This is a genomic window from Enterobacter sp. RHBSTW-00901 (assembly GCF_014103115.1).
Classification (GTDB): Bacteria; Pseudomonadota; Gammaproteobacteria; order Enterobacterales; family Enterobacteriaceae; genus Enterobacter; species Enterobacter cloacae_P.
This window is the reverse complement of sequence record NZ_JABXPB010000001.1, coordinates 3,982,459-4,006,780: the sequence shown is the minus strand read 5'-3', so window position 1 is coordinate 4,006,780 and position 24,322 is coordinate 3,982,459. Positions and strand designations below refer to the sequence as shown.

General features: G+C 55.1%; 24 protein-coding genes. 17 read left to right on the top strand and 7 right to left on the bottom strand.

Features of this window, described 5'->3' with window-relative positions; translation table 11 throughout:
• The first annotated feature begins 53 nt into the window (after positions 1-53).
• The 7 genes from ppiB to mnmH all read left to right on the top strand — a co-directional run bounded on the left by ppiB (position 54) and on the right by mnmH (position 4,805).
• Positions 54-548, top strand: a complete 495-nt coding sequence (ppiB, locus tag HV318_RS19250) for a peptidylprolyl isomerase B (RefSeq protein WP_023334762.1) — start codon at positions 54-56, stop codon at positions 546-548.
• Between the two features lie 3 nt (positions 549-551).
• Positions 552-1,274 (top strand): UDP-2,3-diacylglucosamine diphosphatase, encoded by a 723-nt coding sequence (gene lpxH, locus HV318_RS19245; protein ID WP_182274011.1) that lies wholly within the window; start codon positions 552-554, stop codon positions 1,272-1,274.
• Between the two features lie 151 nt (positions 1,275-1,425).
• Complete coding sequence (locus HV318_RS19240) at positions 1,426-1,635, top strand: YdgH/BhsA/McbA-like domain containing protein (RefSeq protein WP_182274010.1); 210 nt, start codon at positions 1,426-1,428, stop codon at positions 1,633-1,635.
• 70 nt (positions 1,636-1,705) lie between these two features.
• The gene (locus tag HV318_RS19235; protein WP_182274009.1) at positions 1,706-1,891 is read left to right on the top strand and encodes a hypothetical protein; all 186 of its coding nucleotides are present in this window, start codon (positions 1,706-1,708) and stop codon (positions 1,889-1,891) included.
• Positions 1,892-2,065: 174 nt separating this feature from the next.
• Positions 2,066-2,575 carry a 5-(carboxyamino)imidazole ribonucleotide mutase gene (gene purE / locus HV318_RS19230; RefSeq protein WP_182274008.1) on the top strand — a complete coding sequence of 170 codons (510 nt, stop codon included), beginning with the start codon at positions 2,066-2,068 and terminating at the stop codon, positions 2,573-2,575.
• Positions 2,572-3,639 (top strand): 5-(carboxyamino)imidazole ribonucleotide synthase, encoded by a 1,068-nt coding sequence (gene purK / locus HV318_RS19225; RefSeq protein ID WP_182274007.1) that lies wholly within the window; start codon positions 2,572-2,574, stop codon positions 3,637-3,639. Before purE ends, purK begins: the two co-directional genes overlap by 4 nt.
• 95 nt (positions 3,640-3,734) lie before the next feature.
• The gene (gene mnmH / locus HV318_RS19220) at positions 3,735-4,805 is read left to right on the top strand and encodes a tRNA 2-selenouridine(34) synthase MnmH (RefSeq protein ID WP_182274006.1); all 1,071 of its coding nucleotides are present in this window, start codon (positions 3,735-3,737) and stop codon (positions 4,803-4,805) included.
• 74 nt (positions 4,806-4,879) lie between these two features.
• Here mnmH and HV318_RS19215 read toward each other — a convergent pair whose 3' ends face one another.
• The 3 genes from HV318_RS19215 to ybbA form a co-directional block, all read right to left on the bottom strand.
• Complete coding sequence (locus tag HV318_RS19215; protein WP_182274005.1) at positions 4,880-6,025, bottom strand: porin; 1,146 nt, start codon at positions 6,023-6,025, stop codon at positions 4,880-4,882.
• 182 nt (positions 6,026-6,207) lie between these two features.
• Complete coding sequence (ybbP, locus tag HV318_RS19210; protein WP_182274004.1) at positions 6,208-8,622, bottom strand: putative ABC transporter permease subunit YbbP; 2,415 nt, start codon at positions 8,620-8,622, stop codon at positions 6,208-6,210.
• Positions 8,619-9,305, bottom strand: a complete 687-nt coding sequence (gene ybbA, locus HV318_RS19205; protein WP_182274003.1) for a putative ABC transporter ATP-binding protein YbbA — start codon at positions 9,303-9,305, stop codon at positions 8,619-8,621. The genes ybbP and ybbA overlap by 4 nt, the downstream gene beginning before the upstream one ends.
• Here ybbA and tesA point away from each other — a divergent pair.
• From tesA to HV318_RS19190, 3 genes are read left to right on the top strand one after another with little or no spacing between them, the layout of a single operon-like run.
• On the top strand, positions 9,276-9,908 hold the full coding sequence (gene tesA, locus HV318_RS19200; RefSeq protein ID WP_182274002.1) for a multifunctional acyl-CoA thioesterase I/protease I/lysophospholipase L1: 633 nt from the start codon (positions 9,276-9,278) through the stop codon (positions 9,906-9,908). The genes ybbA and tesA overlap by 30 nt on opposite strands.
• Complete coding sequence (locus HV318_RS19195; RefSeq protein WP_182274001.1) at positions 9,889-10,698, top strand: SDR family oxidoreductase; 810 nt, start codon at positions 9,889-9,891, stop codon at positions 10,696-10,698. The genes tesA and HV318_RS19195 overlap by 20 nt, the downstream gene beginning before the upstream one ends.
• A gap of 58 nt (positions 10,699-10,756) precedes the next feature.
• Positions 10,757-11,611, top strand: coding sequence for a co-chaperone YbbN (locus tag HV318_RS19190; protein ID WP_182274000.1), 855 nt, complete (start codon positions 10,757-10,759; stop codon positions 11,609-11,611).
• A 44-nt stretch (positions 11,612-11,655) separates the two neighbouring features.
• Here HV318_RS19190 and fetB read toward each other — a convergent pair whose 3' ends face one another.
• Positions 11,656-12,438, bottom strand: coding sequence for an iron efflux ABC transporter permease subunit FetB (fetB, locus tag HV318_RS19185; RefSeq protein WP_182273999.1), 783 nt, complete (start codon positions 12,436-12,438; stop codon positions 11,656-11,658).
• The gene (gene fetA / locus HV318_RS19180) at positions 12,431-13,102 is read right to left on the bottom strand and encodes an iron efflux ABC transporter ATP-binding subunit FetA (protein WP_182273998.1); all 672 of its coding nucleotides are present in this window, start codon (positions 13,100-13,102) and stop codon (positions 12,431-12,433) included. The genes fetB and fetA overlap by 8 nt, the downstream gene beginning before the upstream one ends.
• 136 nt (positions 13,103-13,238) lie before the next feature.
• Here fetA and HV318_RS19175 point away from each other — a divergent pair, with 136 nt between their 5' ends.
• Together HV318_RS19175 and HV318_RS19170 are read left to right on the top strand one after the other, a co-directional pair.
• Positions 13,239-14,153 (top strand): SPFH domain-containing protein, encoded by a 915-nt coding sequence (locus tag HV318_RS19175; protein WP_182273997.1) that lies wholly within the window; start codon positions 13,239-13,241, stop codon positions 14,151-14,153.
• Positions 14,150-14,602 carry an NfeD family protein gene (locus tag HV318_RS19170; protein ID WP_182273996.1) on the top strand — a complete coding sequence of 151 codons (453 nt, stop codon included), beginning with the start codon at positions 14,150-14,152 and terminating at the stop codon, positions 14,600-14,602. The genes HV318_RS19175 and HV318_RS19170 overlap by 4 nt, the downstream gene beginning before the upstream one ends.
• Here HV318_RS19170 and cueR read toward each other — a convergent pair.
• The gene (gene cueR / locus HV318_RS19165) at positions 14,599-15,009 is read right to left on the bottom strand and encodes a Cu(I)-responsive transcriptional regulator (protein WP_182273995.1); all 411 of its coding nucleotides are present in this window, start codon (positions 15,007-15,009) and stop codon (positions 14,599-14,601) included. The two genes, HV318_RS19170 and cueR, sit on opposite strands and share 4 nt — an antisense overlap.
• A gap of 108 nt (positions 15,010-15,117) precedes the next feature.
• Here cueR and copA point away from each other — a divergent pair, with 108 nt between their 5' ends.
• The 3 genes from copA (at position 15,118) to ybaK (ending at position 19,207) form a co-directional block, all read left to right on the top strand.
• Positions 15,118-17,616, top strand: a complete 2,499-nt coding sequence (copA, locus tag HV318_RS19160) for a copper-exporting P-type ATPase CopA (RefSeq protein WP_182273994.1) — start codon at positions 15,118-15,120, stop codon at positions 17,614-17,616.
• A gap of 117 nt (positions 17,617-17,733) precedes the next feature.
• Positions 17,734-18,528, top strand: a complete 795-nt coding sequence (locus HV318_RS19155; RefSeq protein ID WP_182273993.1) for a TraB/GumN family protein — start codon at positions 17,734-17,736, stop codon at positions 18,526-18,528.
• A gap of 199 nt (positions 18,529-18,727) precedes the next feature.
• A complete protein-coding gene (gene ybaK, locus HV318_RS19150) occupies positions 18,728-19,207 on the top strand; it encodes a Cys-tRNA(Pro)/Cys-tRNA(Cys) deacylase YbaK (RefSeq protein ID WP_182273992.1) in 480 nt (159 codons plus the stop codon).
• A 98-nt stretch (positions 19,208-19,305) separates the two neighbouring features.
• Here ybaK and ushA read toward each other — a convergent pair whose 3' ends face one another.
• A complete protein-coding gene (ushA, locus tag HV318_RS19145; protein ID WP_182273991.1) occupies positions 19,306-20,958 on the bottom strand; it encodes a bifunctional UDP-sugar hydrolase/5'-nucleotidase UshA in 1,653 nt (550 codons plus the stop codon).
• Between the two features lie 162 nt (positions 20,959-21,120).
• Between ushA and HV318_RS19140 the strand changes: the two genes are divergently transcribed.
• Positions 21,121-22,341 carry an MFS transporter gene (locus HV318_RS19140; protein ID WP_182273990.1) on the top strand — a complete coding sequence of 407 codons (1,221 nt, stop codon included), beginning with the start codon at positions 21,121-21,123 and terminating at the stop codon, positions 22,339-22,341.
• 233 nt (positions 22,342-22,574) lie between these two features.
• On the top strand, positions 22,575-24,251 hold the full coding sequence (gene ybaL / locus HV318_RS19135; protein WP_182273989.1) for a YbaL family putative K(+) efflux transporter: 1,677 nt from the start codon (positions 22,575-22,577) through the stop codon (positions 24,249-24,251).
• Positions 24,252-24,322 lie beyond the last annotated feature (71 nt).

Here is a 24,322-nt window from a genome sequence, read left to right as displayed (position 1 = left end):
TATGTGACCCGAACACGGGTTGACGCACCACAATAACGGAACAGGATGCAAAAATGGTTACTTTCCACACTAATCATGGCGATATCGTAATCAAGACTTTTGATGACAAAGCGCCTGAAACAGTTAAAAACTTCCTGGACTACTGCCGCGAAGGTTTCTACAACAACACCATTTTCCACCGCGTAATCAACGGTTTTATGATCCAGGGCGGCGGCTTCGAACCTGGCATGAACCAGAAAGCGACGAAAGAAGCGATTAAAAACGAAGCGAACAACGGTCTGAAAAACACCCGTGGCACGCTGGCAATGGCGCGTACTCAGGCTCCTCACTCTGCTACCGCACAGTTCTTCATTAACGTGGCTGACAACGACTTCCTGAACTTCTCTGGCGAAAGCCTGCAGGGTTGGGGCTACTGCGTATTTGCCGAAGTCGTTGAAGGCATGGACGTCGTTGACAAGATCAAAGCCGTTTCTACTGGCCGCAGCGGTATGCATCAGGACGTTCCAAAAGAAGACGTTGTGATCACAAGCGTGACCGTCAGCGAGTAATTCGTGGCGACACTCTTTATTGCAGATTTGCATCTGCAAACAGAAGAACCGGCGATCACCGCCGGTTTTCTGCGTTTTTTACGCGGTGAAGCGAAAAGCGCCGATGCGCTTTACATCCTCGGCGACCTGTTTGAAGCCTGGATTGGCGACGATGATCCCAACCCGCTCCATCACGAAATGGCGGCAGCCATTAAAGCGCTGGTTGATTCCGGCGTCCCCTGCTACTTCATTCACGGCAACCGTGATTTCCTGCTCGGTAAGCGCTACGCCCGTGAAAGCGGTATGACGTTGCTGCCTGAAGAACAGGTGCTCAACCTCTATGGTCGTAACGTTTTGATCATGCACGGCGACACGCTCTGCACCGACGATACCGGCTACCAGGCGTTTCGCGCCAAAGTCCACACCCCGTGGATCCAAAAAGTTTTCCTGGCTCTGCCGCTGTTTATCCGTAACCGCATCGCCGCCAGAATGCGCGCGGGCAGTAAGGCCGCCAACAGCAGCAAATCCATGACCATCATGGACGTTAACCCCCAGGCAGTTGTCAGCGTGATGGAAAAGCACCACGTCCAGTGGTTGATCCACGGCCATACCCATCGCCCGGACGTACACACACTGACGGCCAACGACGAACCCGCCCACCGCGTGGTACTGGGTGCCTGGCACAGTGAAGGGTCGATGGTGAAAGTCACGCCTGAAGGCGTCGAGCTGATCGCATTTCCTTTCTGAATTCCCCCCACACTGCACGTTTAATATCATTCATTTTTTTTGAATAACATTCGCAAATTGTTTCGGTTTTAACCAATCCGTGGTCGCTCTATTATTTATCACATCAGGGAAACACGCCCTATCCAAGACAAAATACTTAAGGAATACGACCATGAAATCCATCAAAACTTTCGTTTCAGTTGCTGCTCTCTCTATGATCTCTTTCGGTTCTTTCGCTCAGAGCGTCAGCGCTACCGCCTCTACCCTTGACCGCGCAGAAGCCAAAATTGCCGCTCAGGCTGCTGAACAGGGTGCGTCTTACAAAATCACCAGCGCACGGTTCAACAACCGCGTTCACATGACTGCAGAACTGACGAAATAAGACCCCTGATTGCCGTGCCGCCAGTAAACAGACAAGCGACAGCGACAATACGATGAGCAAGGAACAGAGAATGAAAACAATCAGCATCGTGAGCGCCCTGCTGCTGGCCGCTGTCCTGTCCACTGGCGCGATGGCGGCGGAGAATCGCTTCTCCATCCCAGAAGCAGGTTCGAATATCGACACCAGCATGGAAAATCATATTGATGTCGGCCATGCATTCGATAAAGAAAACCTGACAGCAGGCAATCTCCTGTAAAAATCGCCAGAGACTTTCGCTAAACAGACCGCCAAATGCGGTCTGTTTTGTTATGCGCGGAGGTCCACAACGGCTCAAGTTTTAGCCGCGCAACCGTTTTCCTTGCCCGTATTACATGCTATTCTCTGTGCCCTCGAAAGCAGTGTGTTTCGCACCACAGGAGTTTTAAGACGCATGTCTTCCCGCAATAATCCGGCGCGTGTCGCCATCGTGATGGGGTCCAAAAGCGACTGGGCTACCATGCAGTTCGCCGCCGAAATCTTCGAAATCCTGAATGTTCCGCACCACGTTGAAGTGGTTTCCGCACACCGCACACCCGACAAACTGTTCAGCTTCGCCGAAAGCGCTGAAGAGAACGGCTACGAGGTGATCATTGCCGGTGCGGGCGGCGCAGCACATCTGCCCGGCATGATTGCCGCCAAAACGCTGGTGCCGGTACTGGGCGTTCCAGTGCAAAGCGCGGCGTTAAGCGGCGTCGACAGCCTCTATTCCATCGTTCAGATGCCGCGCGGCATTCCTGTCGGTACGCTGGCGATTGGCAAAGCGGGGGCAGCAAACGCTGCTCTGCTGGCCGCGCAAATTCTGGCGACCCACGATAAAGCATTACATCAGCGTCTGGCGGACTGGCGTAAAGCCCAGACCGACGAGGTGCTGGACAACCCGGATCCGCGGGGTGCGGCATGAAGCAGGTTTGCGTCCTCGGCAATGGTCAGTTGGGCCGCATGCTGCGTCAGGCCGGAGAGCCGCTGGGCATTAGCGTCTGGCCTGTCGGCCTGGATGACGAACCGGAAGCCGTTCCGTTTCACCAGAGCGTGATTACCGCAGAGATCGAACGCTGGCCGGAAACCGCGCTGACGCGTGAACTGGCGCGTCATAACGCCTTTGTGAACCGCGATGTGTTCCCGATTATTGCTGACCGTCTGACACAAAAGCAGCTGTTCGATAAACTCGGGCTTGCAACCGCGCCGTGGCAGTTGCTGTCTGACAAAAGCGAATGGGCTGACGTCTTCGACATGCTGGGCGAACTGGCTATTGTGAAGCGTCGCGTGGGCGGTTATGACGGTCGTGGACAGTGGCGTCTGCGCGCACACGAAACCGCTGAACTGCCGGATGACTGCTATGGTGAGTGCATCGTTGAGCAGGGCATCAACTTTAGCGGCGAAGTGTCGCTGGTGGGCGCTCGTTCGCATGACGGCCACACCGTGTTTTATCCGCTGACGCATAACCTGCATCAGGAAGGTATTCTGCGCACCAGCGTGGCGTTCCCGCAGGCTCTTGCCGCACAACAGGCGCAGGCAGAAGACATGCTCTCCGCCATCATGCACGAGCTGGGTTATGTCGGCGTAATGGCGATGGAGTGCTTCGTCACGCCGTCCGGTTTGCTGATCAACGAACTGGCTCCACGCGTACACAACAGCGGCCACTGGACGCAAAACGGCGCGTCCATCAGCCAGTTTGAACTGCACCTGCGCGCCATTACTGATTTACCCTTGCCGCAACCGGTAGTGAACAGCCCGTCAGTGATGATCAACCTGATCGGTACCGATTTGAACTACGATTGGCTGAAGCTGCCGCTGGTGCATCTGCACTGGTACGACAAAGAGGTGCGTCCGGGTCGTAAAGTGGGTCACCTGAACCTGAACGATTCCGACACGGGCCGCCTGAGCGCCACCCTGGAAGCGATGATCCCACTGTTACCGCCAGAATACGCGAGCGGTATTGTCTGGGCGCAATCGAAGCTTAAATAAGCGATAAGTGCCGGGGAGTTGATCTTCCCCTTCCCCGGCTTCATCTCACGCGCGTAAAATCGTCGTCCATTGCTGTTTTGACTTCTGGAATAACCATGAACGATGGAACGGATTATCGCGCGATCCTCGCGTCCGATACCCCTTTAATCGACGTTCGCGCGCCGATCGAATTTGCACAGGGTGCGATGCCTGCGGCACTCAACCTGCCTTTGATGAACGATGACGAACGCGCCGCCGTCGGTACCTGCTATAAACGCCAGGGGCCGGAAGCCGCCCTTGCACTCGGTCATAGCCTGGTTTCCGGTAAAACCCGTGACGACCGCATCAACGCCTGGCGCGAAGCAAGCCTGGCACATCCTCACGGCTATCTCTGCTGCGCGCGCGGCGGCCAGCGCTCGCATATTACTCAGGCATGGCTAAAAGAGGCCGGCGTTGATTACCCGCTGATCAGAGGTGGCTATAAAATGCTGCGCCAGGCGGCGATTCAGGCCACCGCAGAGCAGGTGCAAAAACCGATGGTGCTGATTGGCGGCTGTACCGGAAGCGGTAAAACGCTGCTGGTGAAACAGCATGTGCAAGGTATCGATCTGGAAGGGCTGGCGCACCATCGCGGCTCGTCGTTTGGTCGCACGCTCACACCGCAACTCTCGCAGGCGAGTTTTGAAAACCAGCTGACCGTTGAGCTGTTAAAAAAAGATGCCGCACGCTGGGTGCTCGAGGATGAAGGCCGGATGATTGGCTCCAACCACCTGCCGGAGTGTCTGCGTGACCGCATGGTGCAAGCCACCATCGTCGTGGTAGAAGACCCGTTTGAAATCCGTCTTGAGCGTCTGCGTGAAGAGTATTTCGACCATATGTGGGCGGATTTTTCTGCCGCATTCGGTGAAGAGTTGGGCTGGAAAGAGTACAGCGACTATCTGCACCACGGCCTGTTCGCCATTCGCCGCCGTCTGGGGCTGCAGCGCTTTGCTGAATTCACAGCGCTGTTGGATGCCGCGCTCCTGGAACAGCAACGTTCAGGTGGAACCGGAGCACACGTTAGCTGGCTTGCGCCGCTGCTGAATGACTATTACGACCCGATGTACCGCTATCAGCTTGAAAAGAAAGCGGACAAGATTGTCTATCGCGGAACGTTCGAAGAGGTTGCCGGGTGGCTTGCACGCTGAAAAAAGCCGGGTGACGGCTACGCCTTACCCGGCCTGCATGTTTCCCCTCTCCCTTTCAGGGAGAGGGTCAGAACTTAGAAGTCGTAACGCAGACGGACCAGGTTCATATCGCCCAGATCGTCGGTGCTGGAGGTGAACACGTGTTCGTAATCAACACGGAAACCGTAATCCAGCTGGAAGCTGATACCCACACCGTTGTCGATGCGCTGGTAGTTACGGCCATTCACGTATTCAATACGGTCACCCATGAAGTAAGGCTGGATGGATTTAACCGCATACTGATTGATTGGGAATTTGTAGCCTGCGAAGTACTCAATACCCCATGCATCACCCGCAAAGTAGTCGTCAGTGGATACTTTTTTGGTGGTCAGGAAGTTCTGATACCAGCCGCCGCCAGCGGAGAAGGTCCAGTTGTCAGGTTTCCAGCTCAGCGCAGTCCCCAAGATATTCTGGTTATACGTTTCGCTATCGCCATTTGCCGGGTTACGCATATCTGCACGGGTGTAGTTCCACGCCGTACCCCAGGTCAGATCTTTGGTCAGGTGATAATCCAGACCCAGTGAACCGCCGCCTTTACGTTTGTAACGCAGGCCGTTGCCTGGCAGGTATTCGTTGTCTTCGAACAGGTAGGATGCATAGATATCAGCATCGCCCACAGTTTTCTTGTATTTCAGCATTTTACGTGAACGGTAAGAACCGTCGTAGTCGCCGTTGATACCGTTACCTGGTGCCTGACCAATCATGTCGTAGTCCCAGATATCGGTTTTCGCACCAACCACATCATAGTAAACGCTGTTCTGTTGACCGAAGGTCAGCGTACCCCAGGTGTCGCTCTTCAGACCGGTATACAGCATACGGCGAGAGGTGTCGTTAGCCCCCTCTTTGTAGTGATTATCCCAGTTGAACAGCGCAGGAATGTTGACACCCAGCTCGTAGTAGCTTACCCAGCTGATGTCATCAAACAGGTAGTAGTCCGCTGCGAAACGGAAACGGGTACCGCCGTCGAAGCCGTTACGCTTGTAGGAGCCTTTGTCGCCATCGCCCGTCATCATGTTGAACTGAGGACGGATACTGCCGCCAACGGTGAAGTTCAGACGGCTCAGCGGGTTACCCGCCTGTGGATCTTGTTTAAGAACGGTGATTTCCGCCTGAGATGCAAAAGACGTCAATGCCACTGCCGCGCCGATCGTTGCCGCCAGCGCTGATTTTTTTATAGTCATTATTTTTCCTTGATAGACACGCCACTAAATATTTAGCTGGTGAATATTAACTGGAAATACTATGACTGTGTGTGCGGTTTTTTAATGATTTGTGCTACTAAAATGACGCCTGTTACCAATCTGTGCTACTAAGTGATTATGTACCAGCATATAAACCGGTACGTAATCATCACGGAGGTAAACTAACTAACAAACTGCCGGAACAGCGCTTTACCTTTGAGCAATCGCGTGCCGAGCCAGCCGCCACAGAGTGATAACAGTAGCGCGCCGCAGATCGGTAGCGTGAGCCACAGCCGCCAGTCAGGTTCCCACGGGAAGTCGAAGACTTTCGTCTGCAGCATCGCCAGTGCCGTCTCCGCACCAATAGCCGCCACCAGGCCTGCCACCAGCCCCAGCAGGGCGAACTCACTCCAGAGCGTTGCACGCAGCAGCCGCTTACTCGCCCCCAGTGTGCGGTAAACCACCAGTTCCTGATGGCGCTGACGCATCCCAACCTGCACCTGTGCCAGCAGCAACAGAACACCGCAGAGGGTAACCAGTACGACCATCACCTCGAGGGCACGGCTCACCTGCTCCAGTACTTGTCCTACTTGCTTCAGGATCGCACCAATATCCAGCAGGCTCACGGTCGGGAATTCGCGATTAAGCTGGGTCAGCATCCCGTTGCCGTTTTCCCAGCGGAAGCTGGTGAGCCAGCTCTGCGGCTGCCCGTCCAGCGCGCCTGCCGGGAAGATAAAGAAGAAGTTTGGTCGCAGGCTTTCCCAGTCCACTTTGCGCAGGCTGGTCACTTTCGCACTGAAATCCTGGGTGTCACCGGTAAAGGTCACTGAATCCCCCAGCCTGATATTCAGGCGTGTGGCCAGCCCCTCTTCCATTGAAACTTCACCCACTTTTGGCGGCCAGGTTCCGGCGATAAGCGGATTGTGATCGGGACGCTTCTCCTGCCAGGTCAGGTTCAGTTCGCGGTTAAGCGCCTCGTCCTTGTTGCTCTCCGTTGGCTGGCCGTTGATCTGCGTCAGACGCGCGCGAACAACCGGATAGAACGATTCCGGCACAATCTGGTGTTGCGAGAGAAATGCCTTCAGCGGGGCGACCTGTTCAGGCGCAATGTTGATCAGAAAATAGTTCGGGCTTTCCGGCGGAAGCTGCTGTTGCCAGCGATCCAGCAGATCGCCACGCAGCACCAGCAGAAGAGCCAGCAGCATAAACGACAGCGAAAACGCTGAAAGCTGGCTCAGCGTTGACCACGGTTGATGCAGCAAACGGTTAACCGCCAGCCGTACGGGAAGCGATTTTACCGTGACCCCCTTCAGGAGCCTGAGCAATACCCAGCCCAGCACGCCGCACAACAGCGCCAGTACGACCGCACCAGCCAGCACGGCCCACAGTAGCGTACTGCCCCCCATCAACCAGGCCAGCAGCCCAACCACCACAGCGGTAATTGCGGGAAGGTAAAATTTCAGTGGCCAGACGTTTGCCACCACATCACGGCGTAACACACGCAGCGGCTGCGTCGCAATCAGCAGCCGGTACGGGCGCAATCCCACCAGCAGTGAAATCACCGTCATTGCCCCCATCGCCCACAGCCACGGCCAGAGGCTGGCTGGTGGTAATGCAGCTGGCAGTACCGGTTTCAGCAGCGCCATCAGCAGTTTTTCAAACACTAATCCCATCACCCCGCCAGTCACCGCTGACAGCATCAGTACCATCAGCCACTGGCCGATAATCAACTTACGCAGTTGCGCCCGCCCGGCCCCCAGGGTTTTCAGGATCGCCACCAGATCGTAACGGCTGCGGCAGTAGTGCCCCATCGCAACGGCGATTGCCGCTACCGCCAACAGCAGGGTTAATAGCGCCGAAAGCAGCAGAAATTGCTGAGAACGTTCAAGAGATTTGCCAAGTACCCCTTCGTCCTGCTCCAGCCCATACCAGCGGTGCTCTGGCTTTAACTGCGGCAGAAGCCATTTTTCATACTCCCCAAGCTGTACGGGCGTACCGCCAAATTTATAGCGCCAGGTCACGCGGCTTCCCGGTTGCACGGCATGGGTTTTCGCCACGTCAGCGGTGTTCATAAGTAACCGTGGCGCGAGCTGGAACGGGTTAAAACCGGAGTCAGGTTCCTGAACCACTTCTCCGGTAATCTTCAGCGTGGCGTCACCGACATCAATGCTGTCACCCGCTTTCAGGTTAAGCAGCGCCATCAGACGCGGTGCCAGCAACACCGTACCAGGTTTGGGTTTTAACCCTGACGGGCTGGTCTGCAGCTCACCGTACATCGGGTAGATGTCATCAACCGCTTTGACGCTCGCCAGCTGCGGTGTGTCACCCGCGAAGGTCATGGTCTGGAAGCTAATCTGCTCCCCAACCTTCAGCCCCCGCTTGCGCGCTTCGTCAATCCAGTCCGGCGGGACGGCACGCGAGCTTTGCAGCGTTCTGTCGCCCGCCATAAATTCCCGGCTTTGCTGGCTTAACCCTTTCTCCATGCGGTCGCTGACGCTGCCGAGCGCCAGCACGCAGGCCACCGCCAGGCTCAACGCCAGCCAGACAATCAGCAGCGAAGGTGAGCGCCATTCGCGCCAGAACCAGCGGGCAATCATGCTTCCTCCTGAAGAATACCGTTGACCAGCCGCAGGCGACGGTCACAGCGGGCGGCCAGCTGTGGATCGTGGGTGACCAGAATCAGCGTGGTGCCATGTTCACGGTTGAGCGAAAACAGCAGGTCGGCAATCTTGTCTCCGGTTTTACGGTCAAGGTTCCCGGTGGGTTCATCAGCAAACAGGACCTCCGGGCGACCATTAAAGGCGCGAGCCAGTGCAACGCGCTGTTGCTCCCCCCCGGAAAGCTGCGCCGGAAGGTGATCGAGGCGGTTACCCAATCCCAGCTGTTCCAGCAATGTTCTGGCATGTTCGCGGCTCTGGCGGATATTCTCCCCGCGCAGTAATCCCGGTAATTCAACGTTTTCCAGAGCATTCAGGGTAGGAATGAGCATAAAGGACTGAAAGACAAAGCCAATATGCCGGGCGCGCAGTGCAGCACGTGCCTCTTCATCAAGTGCGTGCAACGGCTGGCCGACCAGGTTGACCTCCCCACTGCTGCCGTCATCCAGCCCGGCTAAAATTGCCAGCAACGTGGATTTGCCAGAACCTGATTCGCCAATCAGCGCGATGGTTTCGGCACGTTTGACAACGAGTTCAACTCCGGTGAGGATGGACAGCTCGTGCTCCCCCTGACCGACGGACTTCTTAAGACGATGAACTTCAACAATGTTTTCCGCTGGCATTTGCCCTTCCTGTTTTTGATTCTGATGACCTTCCGCGCAGCCGCAGCGGACACGTTACTGGTTCTGGGTGACAGCCTGAGCGCAGGCTATCGCATGGCGGCCAGCGCAGCCTGGCCTGCTCTGCTCAATGACAAATGGCGGAACACGACACCGGTGATTAATGCCAGCATCAGCGGCGATACCTCGCAGCAAGGCTTGTCGCGCCTGCCAGCTTTACTCAAACAACATCAACCGCGCTGGGTGCTGGTCGAACTCGGCGGTAATGATGGTTTACGCGGCTTCCAGCCCCAGCAAACAGAACAAGCGCTGCGCACCATTTTGCAGGACATTAAGGCGGCTAACGCCCAGCCGCTGCTGATGCAAATTCGCCTGCCCGCAAACTATGGTCGTCGGTATAATGAGTCCTTTAGCGCGATCTACCCTAAGCTTGCCAAAGAGTTTGATATTCCGCTGCTGCCATTTTTCATGGAAGAGGTCTATCTGAAACCCCAATGGATGCAAGACGATGGTATTCACCCCAATCGTGATGCTCAGCCGTTTATTGCCGACTGGATGGCAACGCGGCTGGCTCCTTTAGTTAAACATGACTTCTCAAACAGCTGAGATCCTGACAGGTAAAGTTATGCAAAAATCGGTCTTAATAACAGGATGTTCCAGCGGAATTGGCCTCGAGAGTGCCCTCGAATTGAAACGTCAGGGTTTTTGGGTTCTGGCTGCCTGCCGTAAACCCAACGATGTCGAACGCATGAACGGGATGGGCTTTACTGGCATATTGCTGGATCTGGATTCACCAGAGAGCGTTGAACGCGCCGCCGACGAGGTCATTACCCTGACGAACAACCGTTTGTTCGGTCTGTTCAATAATGCCGGTTACGGTGTTTACGGCCCGCTGGAGACCATCTCGCGGGAACAGCTGGAGCACCAGTTTTCCACTAACTTCTTCGGCGTACATCAGCTGACCATGCGCCTGCTCCCCGCCATGCTACCGTATGATGAAGGGCGCATCGTGATGACCTCCTCGGTAATGGGGCTGATCTCTACCCCAGGCCGTGGAGCCTATGCCGCCAGCAAATATGCGCTGGAGGCATGGTCTGATGCCCTGCGCATGGAACTGCGCCACAGCGGTATTAAGGTGAGCCTGATTGAACCCGGCCCTATCCGCACCCGTTTTACCGACAACGTCAACCAGACGCAGTCGGACAAACCGGTCGAAAACCCCGGCATCGCCGCACGTTTTACGCTGGGGCCAGAAGCCGTTGTCGCCAAAGTGCGCCATGCTTTTGAGAGTGATAACCCCAAAATGCGCTACCCGGTGACGCTGGTGACCCATGCCGTAGGGTGGTTAAAACGCCTGCTGCCAGGCCGGGTGATGGACAAAATTTTACACGGCTGAGTTGAAGCGTCGTCGCTGACCCCCATGTAAAGAACAAACCGATAAAAGAGAATGCCTCATGTCCGTACAGAATATCGTCAACATTACTGAAGCTAACCTGCAACAGGTCCTCGAACAATCGATGGCTAAGCCGGTGCTGTTCTACTTCTGGTCTGAACGCAGCCAACACTGTCTGCAGCTGACGCCGGTACTGGAAAGCCTTGCCGCGCAATACAATGGTCAGTTCATTCTCGCAAAACTTGACTGCGATGCTGAGCCAATGGTGGCATCTCAGTTTGGCCTGCGTGCGATCCCAACAGTGTATCTGTTCCAGAATGGTCAGCCTGTCGATGGCTTCCAGGGGCCGCAGCCTGAAGAAGCAATTCGCGCCCTGCTGGATAAAGTTCTGCCACGCGAAGAAGAGCTGAAAGCGCAGGAAGCCGTCGCGCTGATGCAGGAAGGCAAATATGACGAGGCGCTGCCGCTGCTGAAAGATGCGTGGCAGCTGTCGAATCAGAATAGCCAGATTGGCCTGCTGCTGGCTGAGACGCAGATTGCCCTGCACCGTTCAGAAGATGCAGAAGCTGTCCTGAAAACGATCCCTATGCAGGATCAGGATACCCGTTATCAGGGGCTGGTGGCGCAAATTGAACTGCTGAAACAGGCGGCGGATACTCCCGAGATCCAGCTGCTACAACAGCAGGTCGCGGACAACCCGGCCGATGCTGCACTGGCAAGCCAGCTGGCACTGCAACTGCACCAGGTAGGGCGTAACGAAGAGGCACTGGAATTGCTGTTCAGCCATCTGCAAAAAGATCTGGCTGCCGCCGACGGCCAGGCGCGTAAAATGTTCCAGGAAATTCTGGCCGCACTGGGTACCGGTGACGCGCTGGCATCGAAGTATCGTCGTCAGCTGTACGCGCTGTTGTACTGATGCAAAATGCCCCTCACCCTCTCTTCTGAGGGGTGAGGGGCAATTCACCGCACGTTTTTCAACTGCGCAACCACCAGTTGATGGCGCGCATTGTAAAACTTCCGGTAGGTTAAGTAGCAGGCAATAATGGTCGACAGGCTTGCCGTCGAAAGCAACATAAATGTCACCATAATCTGATACTTAATGGCTTTTACCGGGTCAATCCCGGCAAAAATCAGCCCCGACATCATTCCCGGTAAGCTCACCAGCCCAACCGTTTTAGCCGAGTCTACCGTCGGGATCAGCGACGAGCGAATACTCTCGCGAATCAGTCGCGCCGACGCGATTTTCGGCGTCGCCCCGAGGCTTAGTTTCTCCTGCAGCTGCTGTTGTTCACTGCTAAAGCGTTGTCCCAGATTGTTGTAGCACAGCCCTACCGCCACCATCGCATTACCCGCAATCATTCCGGAAATGGGGATAACCTGCATCGGCGTAAAGGCAATAGAGCCTGAGAACACCAGCACTGCCAGCGTTAGTGCCGTTCCGGTGGTAATGGCGATAAACGAAGAGACAAACGCCTTATCAATGTATTTACTGCGTTTTTGCGCGTTCCACGCCGCGTTGAAGCAGATAAACAGCACCATCAGTAGCGTCAGCACCGCATTATCGACATTGAAGATGTACTTGAGCACATAGCCCACGAGCACCAGCTGAACCACTGCACGGCAGATGCTCCAGATAATGTCCTTTTCCAGCCCCAGCTTCTCCCGATAGCTAACGATAATCGCCACCAGTACCAGCACCATCGAAAACGCCAGCGATTCGTTGGTAATGTTGTGTTCACCCACGATGTGTCTCCCGCTTTTGACTACCCTGCGGCTGCAGTCTCATCACTTCATCCGCGTGTTCTATTTCACTCACGTCGTGCGTCACCCACAGCACGGCAATGTTCTGCTCCTTCGCATAGCGGTGGATAATGTCATTCACATTGCGCTTGTTGACGTCATCCAGCGCACTGGTAATTTCATCCAGCAGCAGGATCTTTGGTAAAAACTGCAGGTTACGGATCAATGAGACGCGCTGTTTTTCACCGCCGGAAAGTTCGGAAACGGATTTTGTGAGCGTTTCCTGCGACAAACCAAAACGTTCCAGATCGGCAATTAACCGTGCGGGATCGGGCGTCTGATGACGGATTTGCCAGGGGAAAATCAGGTTGTCATAAACCGTTTCACCAAACAGGGCAGGCGTTTGTACCGAGTAAGAAACCTGCTGGCGATAATGCTCTGGCGAGAGCGTGGCAATGTCCTTTCCGTCGAAAAAAATCCTTCCCGAGGTTGGGCTTAGCAGCGACGCGATGATTTTCAGTAAGGTGCTTTTTCCGCAGCCCGACGGGCCGGTAATTAAACGAAACTCCCCAGGTGAGACGGTAAAACTGACGTTTTCCAGAATTGTGGTGTCGCCCACCCGGTAACCAACATCAGCAATCGTCAGGATCGCGCTGTTATCCTTCATTTTATTCTCTGTCTTCATCCCAATAATTAGCAGTAGTCTACTGGCTTTAGTGATTGCAAGGCGACTTTCCTCTTATACTTAGGGTCAATAAACTCGCAATTATTTCCCACGCAGGCATGCAAAACAGGAGGTTTTTATGCTCATTGTTGTTCCGGTTCTTATCTTCGTCGCGCTGGTTATCGTCGGCGCAGGGGTAAAAATTGTCCCGCAGGGCTTCCAGTGGACTGTTGAACGCTTTGGCCGTTATACCAATACGCTCCAGCCGGGCTTAAGCCTGATTGTCCCTTTCATGGACAGGATTGGTCGCAAGATCAACATGATGGAACAGGTGCTGGATATTCCCTCCCAGGAAATTATCTCTAAAGATAACGCCAACGTCACCATTGATGCCGTCTGTTTTATCCAGGTGATTGACGCCCCGAAAGCGGCATATGAAGTGAGCAACCTGGAGCTGGCTATCGTTAACCTGACGATGACCAATATCCGTACCGTGCTCGGTTCTATGGAGCTGGACGAAATGCTCTCTCAGCGCGACAGCATCAACACCCGTCTGCTGCATATTGTCGACGAAGCGACGAATCCGTGGGGGATTAAAGTTACCCGTATTGAGATCCGCGACGTTCGCCCACCGGCGGAGCTTATCGCCTCCATGAATGCCCAGATGAAAGCCGAACGAACCAAGCGCGCCTATATTCTTGAAGCCGAAGGGGTGCGTCAGGCCGAGATCCTGAAAGCCGAAGGGGAAAAGCAGTCGCAGATCCTGAAAGCCGAGGGCGATCGCCAGTCGGCATTTTTACAGGCCGAAGCGCGTGAACGTTCAGCCGAAGCGGAAGCCCGCGCGACCCAGATGGTCTCCGAGGCGATTGCTGCGGGTGACATCCAGGCCGTGAACTATTTCGTGGCACAAAAATATACCGACGCGCTGAAAGAGATTGGCTCTGCGAATAACAGTAAAGTGGTGATGATGCCACTGGATGCCAGCAGCCTGATGGGTTCGATTGCCGGTATCGCCGAGCTCATCAAAGACAGCGGAAACGAGCGCAGAAAATGATTGAGCTTATCGTCGCACATCCCCACGCCTTCTGGCTAAGCCTGGGTGGCTTATTGCTGGCCGCAGAGATGCTTGGCGGCAACGGATATCTGCTCTGGAGCGGTGTCGCTGCGGTCACGACCGGGCTTACTGTCTGGCTACTGCCCATCAGCTGGGAGTGGCAGGGCGCGCTGTTTGCCGTGCTTACGCTGGTGGCGGCGTGGCTGTGGTGGCGCTGGCTGAACCGGCAGGTCAAAGAGCAGGATCCCGTGGACGCCCATCTCAATCAGCGCGGGCAGCAAATTGTCGGCCAGCGTTTTACGCTCGACACGGCGCTGGTGAACGGGCGCGGACACATGCGCGTGGGCGATAGCTCGTGGCCTGTGGTCGCTGACGATGACCTCAGCGCCGGTACGCGGGTTGAGGTCGTGGCCGTGGAAGGGATAACCCTGCGGGTCAAAGCCTGTTAAGCATTTGCCTTACGATGACAGCAGCCGGCAAGATTTTCGATAATCGGGCACTCGGCGCTGTCATCCCCCGGACAGGATTCCGCCAGTGCCAGAAGCTGTTTGCGCATCGCCTGTAACCCGGTGATGTGGCGTTCAATTTCAGCCACTTTTTCCAGCGTACGCTTTTTCACGTCTGCGCTGTGGCGTTTCGGATCGTTGAACAGGTTGACCAGCTCACCACACTCTTCAAGGTTAAAACCTACCTGTCTTGCCTGACGCAGTAATGTCAGTTCATCGAGATGCAGCTGCGTGTAACTACGGTAGCCATTTTCGCTACGCAGCGGCGGCGTCACCAGCCCTTTCTCTTCATAAAAACGAATCGCTTTGCTGGTCAATCCGGTTTTTTTGGCAACATCACTGATATTCACATTTCCCCCTTGACCTTCCCCTTGATGGAAGGTTTAACCTTCATAACAGTTAGCGAAAAGCGTCTTACAGGTCAACAACTGACCAGATCATTATACGGGAGTTTTGTTATGTCTCACACTATAGACCTGACACTGGACGGCCTCTCCTGCGGCCACTGTGTCAAACGCGTTAAAGAAAGCCTGGAACAGCGTCCTGATGTTGAGAGCGCTGAAGTGACTATCGATCATGCCGCCGTCACTGGCAGTGCCAGCGCAGATGCGCTGATTGATACCATCAAACAAGCGGGCTACGGGGCGGAGTTGAGCCACCCAAAGGCTAAACCGCTGGCAGAGTCATCACTCCCGTCGGAAGCACTGACAGCGGCCACTCCTGAGCTTCCGGTAGCTGATGATATTGATGACAGCCAACAGCTGCTGATCAACGGCATGAGCTGCGCCAGCTGTGTCTCCCGGGTACAAAATGCATTGCAGGCCGTACCGGGCGTCGCACAGGCACGGGTCAACCTTGCGGAGCGTACTGCGCTGGTGATGGGCAGTGCCTCCGCCGCAGATTTAGTGCAGGCGGTAGAGAAAGCAGGCTACGGCGCAGAAGCCATCGAAGATGATGCTGAACGCCGCGAACGCCAGCAGGAAACGGCCATCGCCACCATGAAACGCTTCCGCTGGCAGGCGATTGTTGCACTGCTGGTCGGTATTCCGGTGATGGTGTGGGGCATGATGGGTGACAACATGATGGTCACCGATGATAACCGCACCCTGTGGCTGGTGATTGGGGTGATGACACTCGCCGTGATGGTTTTTGCGGGCGGCCATTTCTATTCCAGCGCCTGGAAGAGCCTGAAAAACCGCACCGCGACGATGGATACGCTGGTGGCACTGGGTACCGGAGCGGCATGGCTTTACTCGATGAGCGTTAACGTCTGGCCGCAGTGGTTCCCGATGGAAGCGCGTCATCTCTATTATGAAGCGAGTGCGATGATTATCGGTCTGATTAATTTAGGCCATATGCTCGAAGCTCGTGCCCGTCAGCGCTCCTCAAAAGCGCTGGAAAGATTGCTCGATTTGACTCCGCCGACAGCGCGTGTGGTGACAGACGACGGCGAGAAAAGCGTCCCGCTGGCCGACGTTCAACCCGGCATGACGCTGCGCCTGACCACCGGCGACCGCGTTCCCGTTGACGGTGAAATTACCCAGGGTGAAGCCTGGTTTGACGAAGCAATGCTGACCGGGGAACCCATCCCGCAGCAAAAATCATCGGGCGATGCTGTCCATGCGGGAACGGTGGTACAGGACGGTAGCGTGCTGTTCCGCGCCAGTGCAGTCGGCAGCCACACCACGCTGTCACGTATTATTCGCATGGTGCGCCAGGCGCAGAGCAGTAAACCGGAAATTGGCCAGCTTGCCGATAAAATTTCCGCCATTTTTGTCCCGGTGGTGGTCTGTATTGCGCTGCTGAGCGCGGCTATCTGGTATTTCTTCGGCCCGGCCCCTCAGATTGTCTACACCCTGGTCATTGCCACCACGGTACTGATTATTGCCTGTCCGTGTGCGCTCGGCCTCGCGACACCGATGTCGATTATCTCAGGCGTTGGCCGCGCCGCCGAGTTTGGCGTGCTGGTACGCGATGCCGACGCCCTGCAGCGCGCCAGTACGCTCGACACGCTGGTCTTTGATAAAACCGGCACGCTGACAGAAGGTAAACCGCAGGTTGTGGCGGTGAATACCGTGGGCATTTCTGACGCTGAAGCACTGCGCCTGGCCGCTGCGCTGGAGCAAGGTTCCAACCACCCACTGGCGCGCGCCATTATAGAAAAAGCGGAAAACGCCAGCCTGCCGCAGGTGAGCAACTTCCGCACCCTGCGCGGACTGGGCGTGAGCGGTGAAGCCGAAGGCCATACGCTGCTGCTCGGTAACCGGGCGTTACTGAATGAAAACGGCATTGATACGTCAGCCCTGGAGAGTGAACTGCACGTTCAGGCATCACAGGGAGCAACGCCGGTTCTGCTCGCCATAGACGGCAAAGCCGCCGCGCTATTGGCCGTTCGCGATCCGTTGCGACAGGACAGCGTGGACGCCCTTAAACGTCTGCACCGCGCAGGCTATCGTCTGGTGATGCTGACCGGAGATAACCCAACAACCGCCAACGCCATTGCCAAAGAGGCAGGTATTGATGAGGTGATTGCGGGCGTACTGCCGGATGGCAAAGCCGATGCAATCAAGAAACTGCAGAGCCAGGGCCGCCAGGTCGCGATGGTGGGCGACGGGATCAACGACGCCCCGGCGCTGGCGCAGGCAGAAGTGGGTATTGCGATGGGCGGTGGGAGCGATGTCGCCATTGAAACCGCGGCGATTACGCTGATGCGCCACAGCCTGATGGGCGTTGCGGATGCGCTGGCCATTTCAAAAGCGACCCTGCGCAATATGAAGCAGAACCTGTTGGGCGCGTTTATCTACAACTCGCTCGGCATCCCGATTGCCGCCGGAATTTTGTGGCCGCTGACCGGCACGCTGCTGAACCCGGTGGTGGCAGGTGCCGCAATGGCACTCTCCTCCATTACCGTGGTGAGTAACGCAAACCGGTTGTTGAGGTTTAAACCGAAAGAGTGATGCAAAACAGCCGGGTGGCGCACTCGCGTCCCCGGCCTACGAAAATGCCCACCGGTTCAGCAGTTGCACCGCCCATCCCCACGCGCTAGCATGAGTCTTTCTATTCAGGGAGCGCGTATGAGTCTGTTTAGCCGTATAAAAGCATCGTTTCGCGCCCTCTTCCCCCGTCGCTATGCCTGGCCCGGTATGGATATCTCACTTCCCGGTGGGCAGCATCTGCATCTTGTGGGCAGCATCCATATGGGGACACAGGATATGTCTCCCCTGCCACCCGGTCTGTTAAAGCTGCTAAAACAGGCCGATGCGCTGATTGTCGAGGCCGATATTTCAGGCCACGAGTCGCCGTTTGTCGGGCTTGAGAGCGATATTCCACTGGCTGAGCGTCTTAGCGAAACACAGCTGCGCGAACTGGAACGGGTGGCAGATGAAACGGGCGTTTCGCTGACCATGCTGGAAAATCTGCCGCTATGGCAAATCGCGATGATATTGCAGGCCACCCAGGCTCAGCGTCTTGGCCTGCGTGGAGATTATGGCATCGACTATCAGTTGCTGAACGTTGCGCGGGCACGCCATCTTCCGATTATTGAGCTGGAAGGGGCCGACAGCCAGATTGCCCTGCTTCGTCAGTTACCGGATGATGGACAGATACTGCTGGATGATACCCTGACCCACTGGCACACCAATGCCCGCTTGCTGCAAACGATGATCGGCTGGTGGCTGGATGCGCCGCCAACGGACAGTAAGCTTACGCTGCCGTCCACGTTCAGTGAATCGTTGTATGATGTGCTCATGAACACGCGCAATGAAGCATGGCGAGAAACGCTGAATGCCCTGCCTGCCGGGCATTACGTTGTTGCGGTGGGTGCATTGCATTTGTACGGAGAAGGGAATTTGCCGTCACTGTTAAAATAAAAAAGTGGCCAATATTTCTATTGGCCCGTCAAAGAGGAATTTCATCGTTTTTATTATGCCGAAGGAGACCTTCGGTTGAGCCGATTGTCGCTCAAAGTGACCATCACTGCCAACACTATTGCGCAAGATGGTGCTATTTTTTAGACAAACGTCAGGCGTATACTCCAGGCATAAATTGTTTGTCGTAAGAAGGATAGCTATGACTCCCGCCGTTAAATTACTCGAAAAAAACAAAATCTCCTTCCGGATCCACACTTACGATCACGATCCGAACGAAACCAACTTTGGTGATGAAGTGGTGCGCAAGCTGGGGCTGAATGCCGACCAGGTGTACAAAACGCTGCTGGTGGCGGTGAATGGCGATATGAAGCACCTCGCCGTCGCGGTGACACCTGTCGCCGGGCAACTGGATCTGAAGAAAGTCGCCAAAGCACTGGGGGCGAAAAAGGTCGATATGGCAGACCCGATGGTTGCTCAACGCACCACTGGCTATCTGGTGGGGGGGATCAGCCCACTGGGACAGAAAAAACGGCTACCAACGCTGATTGATGCCCCTTCTCAGGAATTCGGGACTATCTATATTTCTGGCGGCAAACGCGGGCTGGATATCGAACTGGCGGCAGGCGATCTGGCGAAAATACTGGATGCGACGTTTGCGGATATTGCGCGCAGGGATTGATTCTTTTCGCGGACAGCGCGCAGGAACCGAAACGTACACGGCGTACGTGAGGATCCCGGGCACTGCCCGCGTTCAAAATGGCGAACAAAATAGCGCTGTTACTGCCAGCTCACCTCACCTTTCGGTTCATACGCATTCACGTCAATCGGTGAATTTTGCTCGATGAACTGCTTCAGCACTTCCGCATCAATAAAACCGGTATTGACGTAACCCGGTTTGTTATCAATATGCGGATAACCATCACCGCCCGTGGCGTTAAAGCTTAAGGTCGCCATACGGTACGTTTTGGCAGGATCGACCGGCTCGCCTTTGATTTTGAGGTCATTAAGTTTGCCGTCTTTCGCCACAAAGCTGACGTTGGCAAACTGCGGATACGCACCGGAATCGGGCTTCATCTGCGCTACCGCAGTCAGGTACTCAATGACCTCTTTTCCGCTCATATCGGCATAGACCACGATGTTGCCGAACGGCTGCACCTTCAGCACATCTTTATAGGTAATATTTCCGCCCTCAATGGAATCACGAATACCGCCGCCGCTCATCACGCCAAAGTCAGCGCCGGTGCGTGCCATCTGTGCTGCCAGCACGAGGTGACCCATGTTGGTCTGCACAAAGCGTACTTTGCTGCGATCCCCTTCCAGGCGACCATTGAGCGTGCCAATCTTCACATCGAGCTGCGCCTTACCTTTATTCTGGAACGGTGTCAGCAGAGAGAGCATCTGCTGATTCTCAGCAATCTCCGGGGTGTAAAGTACGCGCTCACTTTTCCCGTCAGGGTAAGTCACTTTCTTCTTCAGGTTGACCGGGATGAGCTGGTAATGCACCAGTTTCATCTCGCCGTTACGGAATTCAAAATCCGCACGGCCTACGTATTTACCCCACTCGTGAGCCTGCACGATCCAGATACCGTTCTGGCGGTCTGGCGCGCATGGCGTACCCGGCACGTAATCCACCTGCTTTTTATTCTCTGACGCCATGCACACCGGATCTTGTGAGTGACCGCCCACAATCATCGCCAGCGAGCCCGCTGGCAGGCTGCGCGCCATCTCTACATCGCCCGGTGCATTAGAACCGTGCTCACCGTTATCGTAGTGACCCATATGGGTCGCAGCGATGATTACGTCCGGTTTTTCATTCTGCTGTAATTCCTGGATCACCAGCTTTGCTTCGTCTGCCGGTTTACGGAATTCGATATCGGTAAAGAACTCGGGGTTACCAATTTTCGCCGTATCGTCGGTGGTTAAACCAATCACTGCGATCTTCAAATCCTGACGCTTAAACAGCGCCCACGGTTTGAACAGGCGTTCACCGGTGCTTTTCTGATAAATGTTGGCGGAGAGGAGCGGGAATTTAGCCCACTTTTCCTGCTGGCGCAGAACGGTCAGCGGGTTATCAAACTCATGGTTACCGACGGCCATTGCGTCATAACCTATTAAATTCATACCGCGAAAATCTGGCTCAGCATCCTGTAAATCTGACTCCGGCACGCCGGTATTGATATCCCCACCGGACAGCAGCAGTACGCTCCCTCCCTGGGCAGCAACCTCTTTACGAATGCCATCCACCAGCGTTTTTTGCGCCGACAGACCATATTCGCCGTATTCACTGCGCCAGAAATGACCGTGGTGATCGTTGGTATGCAGAATAGTAATTTTATAGGTTTTGTCTTTTTCATACGCCTGCGCAGGCAGGCTTGCCAGTCCCCAGACGGCGATTAGCGCCAACGCGACGCCACGCTTCATTAACTTCATCTTCTCTCTCCCTGACCAATAGGCAACGCAAAAATTACAATGAGTAACAAGAATAGACAAATAAGTTTTAAAAATTGCGACTTTCTTCAAATGCCACAGACAGGTATGTTAGTTGGATAATAATTACACCCTGCATTTCTGATAACAGATGACGTGGTATTTATGGCAATCAGTGAATCAACCCAGCCTGTTTCAGGCTCTCCGGCGTCACCGCCGAAATCGCGCACTTCCTTTAAAGTTTTAGGCGCAATCAGTCTTTCTCATCTGCTCAACGACATGATCCAGTCGCTGATCCTGGCAATCTACCCGCTGCTACAGTCCGAGTTTTCGTTAACTTTTGTGCAGATCGGGATGATCACCCTGACCTTCCAGCTCACCTCCTCGCTGCTGCAGCCCGTCGTAGGTTACTGGACGGACAAATACCCGATGCCGTGGTCACTGCCGGTTGGTATGTGCTTCACCTTAAGCGGGCTGGTTCTGCTGGCGATGGCCGGTAGCTTTGAAGCGGTACTGATCGCCGCCGCGCTGGTGGGGACCGGTTCATCGGTCTTCCACCCGGAATCGTCCCGCGTGGCACGTATGGCCTCCGGCGGTCGTCACGGGCTGGCGCAGTCTCTGTTCCAGGTAGGGGGTAACTTTGGTAGCTCCCTCGGCCCCCTGCTGGCGGCAGTGATTATTGCCCCTTACGGCAAAGGCAACGTGGCGTGGTTTGTTCTGGCCGCACTGCTGGCCATTATCGTGCTTGCGCAGATCAGCCGCTGGTATGCCGCTCAGCATCGCGTGAATAAAGGTAAACCTAAAGCGAAGGTCATCAACCCTCTTCCCCGGAATAAGATTATCCTGGCGATATCGGTGCTGTTGATCCTGATTTTCTCGAAATACTTCTACATGGCAAGCATCAGCAGCTATTACACCTTTTATCTGATGCAAAAGTTCGGCTTATCTGTCCAGAATGCCCAGATCCACCTGTTTGCTTTCCTGTTTGCCGTCGCTGCAGGAACGGTGATTGGCGGGCCTGTTGGCGATAAGATTGGCCGTAAATATGTCATTTGGGGCTCTATCCTGGGTGTTACCCCATTTACCCTCGTTTTACCGTACGCCAGCCTTGAATGGACAGGGATTTTGACCGTCATCATTGGTTTTATTCTGGCCTCGGCTTTTTCGGCCATTCTGGTCTATGCACAAGAGCTTTTACCCGGGCGAATCGGCATGGTTTCCGGTCTGTTCTTCGGTTTCGCCTTCGGTATGGGCGGCCTGGGCGCAGCGGTATTAGGGATGGTTGCCGATCACACCAGTATCTTCCTGGTTTATAAAATCTGCGCTTTCCTGCCACTTTTGGGGATGTTGACCGTATTCCTGCCTGACAACCGTCATAAAGCATGATTTGATGGTCGCTAAAGTTTAACTTTAGCGACCTGACCCCCTTATCCCATAAGGGTTTCCTCTTCATCCCTCTCTTAATTTGTCACAACCTTCCTTTTTTTCACGCATGTTGCTGTTTTATTCAAACTTCAACAATTATTCATAAACATAAGCGTAAAAATTGTCATAAACTATTACCCGGTATTTGGATTTTTTTGCCCAAAATGGAACACCCACTACGAAAAGGAGACGGAATGCATCACGCCACACCGCTTATCACCACCATTGTTGGTGGACTTGTGCTCGCTTTTATCCTCGGCATGATTGCCAATAAACTGCGCATTTCTCCTCTCGTGGGCTATCTGTTAGCGGGTGTGCTGGCAGGGCCATTTACGCCAGGTTTTGTGGCGGATACAAAACTGGCTCCCGAGCTGGCGGAATTGGGCGTGATCCTGCTGATGTTCGGCGTTGGTCTGCATTTTTCACTGAAGGATTTGATGGCGGTAAAGTCTATCGCCATACCGGGAGCGATCGCCCAGATCGGGGTGGCGACGCTGCTGGGAATGGCGCTTTCGGCAGTGCTGGGCTGGTCACTGATGACCGGGATCGTTTTTGGGCTGTGTCTTTCAACCGCCAGTACCGTGGTGTTGCTGCGTGCGCTTGAAGAGAGGCAGCTGATAGACAGCCAGCGCGGACAAATCGCAATAGGCTGGCTGATTGTCGAAGACCTGGTGATGGTGCTGACGCTGGTTTTACTGCCAGCTGTCGCCGGGATGATGGAAAAAGATAACGTCGGCTTCGCTTCACTGGCGCTGGATATGAGCATCACCATCGGTAAGGTTGTGGCCTTTATCGCCATTATGATGCTGGTGGGGTGTCGCCTTGTACCGTGGATCATGTCCCGCAGCGCAGCGACCGGCTCACGCGAACTGTTTACCCTTTCCGTGCTCGCCCTGGCGCTGGGTATCGCCTTTGGTGCCGTCGAGCTGTTTGATGTCTCCTTTGCGCTTGGCGCGTTCTTCGCCGGGATGGTGCTGAACGAATCCGAGCTGAGCCATCGTGCCGCGCACGACACCCTGCCGCTGCGTGATGCTTTCGCTGTACTGTTCTTTGTCTCCGTCGGGATGCTGTTCGACCCACTGATCCTGATTCAACAACCGCTGGCCGTGCTGGGTACGCTGGCGATCATCATCTTTGGCAAGTCGGTTGCGGCTTTCTTCCTGGTGCGCCTGTTTGGTCACTCGCCGCGTACGGCGCTGACCATCGCCGCCAGCCTGGCGCAGATTGGTGAATTCGCCTTTATTCTGGCCGGTCTGGGTATGGCGCTGAACCTGCTGCCGCAGGCGGGGCAAAATCTGGTGCTGGCGGGGGCAATCCTCTCCATTATGCTGAACCCGGTGCTGTTCGCGCTGCTGGAAAAATACCTCGATAAAACCGAAACCCTTGAAGAGCAGACGCTGGAAGAGGCGATAGAAGAAGAGAAACAGATCCCGGTGGATATCTGCAATCATGCGCTGCTGGTCGGCTTTGGCCGCGTGGGTAGTCTGCTGGGTGAGAAACTGATGGCACAGGGTATTCCGCTGGTGGTGATTGAAACCTCACGCACCCGTGTAGATGAACTGCGCGAACGCAACATCCAGGCAGTGCTGGGCAATGCCGCCAATGAAGAAACCATGCATCTGGCGCACCTGGAGTGCGCGCGCTGGCTGCTGCTGACCATTCCGAACGGCTACGAAGCCGGTGAGATTGTGGCCTCAGCGCGCGCAAAGTGCCCTCATATCGAGATTATCGCCCGGGCGCATTATGACGACGAAGTGGAGTACATTACAGAGCGCGGAGCTAACCAGGTAGTGATGGGCGAGCGGGAAATTGCGAATACGATGCTGACGCTGCTGGAGAAGCCGCCAGTTGAAGAGGCGGTGATGCGGTAAGATTTCTGCGGCCTGATGCCCTCACCCTGGCCCTCTCCCTGTGGGAGAGGGAACAAACACTAAAAACGGCA

Coding starts and splice junctions, on each gene's coding strand:
- fetA (WP_182273998.1), bottom strand. CDS start 13,102: ATGAAGGATAACAGCGCGATCCTGACGATTGCTGATGTTGGTTACCGG.
- mnmH (WP_182274006.1), top strand. CDS start 3,735: ATGAACGATGGAACGGATTATCGCGCGATCCTCGCGTCCGATACCCCT.
- HV318_RS19195 (WP_182274001.1), top strand. CDS start 9,889: ATGACTTCTCAAACAGCTGAGATCCTGACAGGTAAAGTTATGCAAAAA.
- ybaL (WP_182273989.1), top strand. CDS start 22,575: ATGCATCACGCCACACCGCTTATCACCACCATTGTTGGTGGACTTGTG.
- HV318_RS19190 (WP_182274000.1), top strand. CDS start 10,757: ATGTCCGTACAGAATATCGTCAACATTACTGAAGCTAACCTGCAACAG.
- HV318_RS19140 (WP_182273990.1), top strand. CDS start 21,121: ATGGCAATCAGTGAATCAACCCAGCCTGTTTCAGGCTCTCCGGCGTCA.
- HV318_RS19235 (WP_182274009.1), top strand. CDS start 1,706: ATGAAAACAATCAGCATCGTGAGCGCCCTGCTGCTGGCCGCTGTCCTG.
- copA (WP_182273994.1), top strand. CDS start 15,118: ATGTCTCACACTATAGACCTGACACTGGACGGCCTCTCCTGCGGCCAC.
- HV318_RS19155 (WP_182273993.1), top strand. CDS start 17,734: ATGAGTCTGTTTAGCCGTATAAAAGCATCGTTTCGCGCCCTCTTCCCC.
- purE (WP_182274008.1), top strand. CDS start 2,066: ATGTCTTCCCGCAATAATCCGGCGCGTGTCGCCATCGTGATGGGGTCC.
- HV318_RS19175 (WP_182273997.1), top strand. CDS start 13,239: ATGCTCATTGTTGTTCCGGTTCTTATCTTCGTCGCGCTGGTTATCGTC.
- ppiB (WP_023334762.1), top strand. CDS start 54: ATGGTTACTTTCCACACTAATCATGGCGATATCGTAATCAAGACTTTT.
- tesA (WP_182274002.1), top strand. CDS start 9,276: ATGAACTTCAACAATGTTTTCCGCTGGCATTTGCCCTTCCTGTTTTTG.
- HV318_RS19240 (WP_182274010.1), top strand. CDS start 1,426: ATGAAATCCATCAAAACTTTCGTTTCAGTTGCTGCTCTCTCTATGATC.
- ushA (WP_182273991.1), bottom strand. CDS start 20,958: ATGAAGTTAATGAAGCGTGGCGTCGCGTTGGCGCTAATCGCCGTCTGG.
- ybbP (WP_182274004.1), bottom strand. CDS start 8,622: ATGATTGCCCGCTGGTTCTGGCGCGAATGGCGCTCACCTTCGCTGCTG.
- ybaK (WP_182273992.1), top strand. CDS start 18,728: ATGACTCCCGCCGTTAAATTACTCGAAAAAAACAAAATCTCCTTCCGG.
- HV318_RS19215 (WP_182274005.1), bottom strand. CDS start 6,025: ATGACTATAAAAAAATCAGCGCTGGCGGCAACGATCGGCGCGGCAGTG.
- HV318_RS19170 (WP_182273996.1), top strand. CDS start 14,150: ATGATTGAGCTTATCGTCGCACATCCCCACGCCTTCTGGCTAAGCCTG.
- purK (WP_182274007.1), top strand. CDS start 2,572: ATGAAGCAGGTTTGCGTCCTCGGCAATGGTCAGTTGGGCCGCATGCTG.
- ybbA (WP_182274003.1), bottom strand. CDS start 9,305: ATGCCAGCGGAAAACATTGTTGAAGTTCATCGTCTTAAGAAGTCCGTC.